This is a genomic window from Mesorhizobium sp. M2A.F.Ca.ET.042.01.1.1, from assembly GCF_003997405.1.
Taxonomy (GTDB): domain Bacteria; phylum Pseudomonadota; class Alphaproteobacteria; order Rhizobiales; family Rhizobiaceae; genus Mesorhizobium.
The window spans coordinates 1-2,500 of the sequence record NZ_RZRX01000303.1; the positions used below are offsets into that span (position 1 = coordinate 1).

The following is a 2,500-nucleotide window of genomic DNA, read 5'->3' on the forward strand; positions in this document are numbered from 1 at the left end:
ATTGATTTATGATAAAATTGGTTGCGGGGACAGGATTTGAACCTGTGACCTTCAGGTTATGAGCCTGACGAGCTACCGGGCTGCTCCACCCCGCGTCACTACGAGCAAGCGTTTGCTTGCGTTCTTGGGCGTAAGCGCAAGCCTGGGAATAGGCTGGCCTACAGATAGGTAGATGGCTCACCAAATGAAAGGGCCGCTTTCGCGGCCCGTGGTCCCGTTGGCGGGCCTTTATCGCAGAGAGAAGATTAGCTCCATCCGGGTTTGATCCGGATGTGAGGGTGAACATGCGCTTGGCAGACCTGGCAGCGACCTACTCTCCCGCGTCTTGAGACGAAGTACCATCAGCGCTGGAGCGTTTCACGGCCGAGTTCGGAATGGGATCGGGTGCAGCCGCTCCGCCATAACCACCAGGTCGGCAAAACGCATGTTCAATCGAGAAGCTTTTTAAAGCGAATAGCCGATAGCGAGTAGCCAATAGGGGATCCTATTTGCTGCTTCTCCAGGCTGTTCGCTGGTCTTTGTTGTGCCAAGGCGACGTCTGCGTTTTGCCGACGGGCGAAGCCCGCAAGCGCGACTGCGCGTCGCCGGTCGTCCGGCGCCCTCGCTTAAGCTTTGGCCCGTAAGGGCCTCTCATGCGTGAGCGCTGGTAGACCATCCGACTTTGTCGGCGACAATCCTTTGGATTGCGCCTTGATGGATATAAGTAATGAGAACGATCAAGCCTATCGAACTATTAGTACCGGTAAGCTTCAAGCGTTGCCGCTCTTCCACACCCGGCCTATCAACGTGGTCGTCTTCCACGGTTCTCAGGGAATACTCGTTTCAAGGTGGGTTTCCCGCTTAGATGCCTTCAGCGGTTATCCCGTCCGGATATAGCTACCCTGCAATGCGGCTGGCGCCACAACAGGTCCACCAGAGATCCGTCCATCCCGGTCCTCTCGTACTAGGGACAGATCCTTTCAATATTCCTACACCCACGGCAGATAGGGACCGAACTGTCTCACGACGTTCTGAACCCAACTCACGTACCGCTTTAAATGGCGAACAGCCATACCCTTGGGACCTGCTCCAGCCCCAGGATGCGATGAGTCGACATCGAGGTGCCAAACAACCCCGTCGATATGGACTCTTGGGGGTCATCAGCCTGTTATCCCCGGCGTACCTTTTATCCGTTGAGCGATGGCCCTTCCACGCGGGACCACCGGATCACTATGACCGACTTTCGTCTCTGCTCGACTTGTCAGTCTCGCAGTCAGGCAGGCTTATGCCATTGCACTCAGCGAACGATTTCCGACCGTTCTGAGCCCACCATCGCGCGCCTCCGTTACTCTTTAGGAGGCGACCGCCCCAGTCAAACTACCCACCATACATTGTCCCGGACCCGGATAACGGGCCGCGGTTAGACATCCATAGTAATAAGGGTGGTATTTCAAGGGTGGCTCCACCTGAGCTGGCGCCCAGGCTTCAAAGCCTACCACCTATCCTACACATGCCACTACGAATGCCAATGTAAAGCTATAGTAAAGGTGCACGGGGTCTTTCCGTCTAACCGCAGGAACCCCGCATCTTCACGGGGAATTCAATTTCACTGAGTCTATGCTGGAGACAGCGGGGAAGTCGTTACGCCATTCGTGCAGGTCGGAACTTACCCGACAAGGAATTTCGCTACCTTAGGACCGTTATAGTTACGGCCGCCGTTTACTGGGGCTTCGATTCAGAGCTTGCACCCCTCCTCTTAACCTTCCAGCACCGGGCAGGCGTCAGACCCTATACGTCGCCTTGCGGCTTCGCAGAGCCCTGTGTTTTTGATAAACAGTCGCTACCCCCTGGTCTGTGCCACCCTCCTCCACTTGCGTAGAAAAGGGTCACGCTTCTTCCGAAGTTACGCGTGCAATTTGCCGAGTTCCTTCAGCATAGTTCTCTCAAGCGCCTTGGTATACTCTACCTGACCACCAGTGTCGGTTTCGGGTACGGTCTATAAGGAGGAGCTATTTCCTGGAACCACTCCGCTGCCCGTTCAATCCGATAAGATTGGACAACTTGTGTGATCCGTCACTACCTCCAGGCCCACGAATATTAACGTGGTTCCCATCGACTACGCGTTTCCGCCTCGTCTTAGGGGCCGGCTAACCCTGCTCAGATTAACTTTAAGCAGGAACCCTTGGTCTTTCGGCGGGGGAGTCTCTCACTCCCCTTACGTTACTCATGTCAGCATTCGCACTTCTGATACCTCCACCGCCCCTCACGGGTACGGCTTCATCAGCTTACAGAACGCTCCGCTACCGCTCGTGATTGCTCACGAACCCTAAGCTTCGGTGTATGGCTTTAGCCCCGTTACATTTTCGGCGCAAAGACCCTTATTTAGACCAGTGAGCTGTTACGCTTTCTTTAAATGATGGCTGCTTCTAAGCCAACATCCTGGTTGTTTTGGGATCCTCACATCCTTTCCCACTTAGCCATAACTTGGGGACCTTAGCTGTAGGTCAGGGTTGTTTCCCTT

General features: G+C 54.8%; 1 tRNA gene and 2 rRNA genes (1 of these 3 cut by a window edge). All 3 read right to left on the reverse strand.

The features are described from left to right. Positions 1-18 precede the first annotated feature (18 nt). Positions 19-95: transfer RNA gene (locus tag EOA23_RS30005), tRNA-Met, on the reverse strand. Positions 96-297: 202 nt separating this feature from the next. Then, positions 298-412, reverse strand: a 5S ribosomal RNA gene (gene rrf / locus EOA23_RS30010). Positions 413-712: 300 nt separating this feature from the next. Beyond that, positions 713-2,500, reverse strand: a 23S ribosomal RNA gene (locus EOA23_RS30015) (it continues 1,037 nt past the right edge of the window).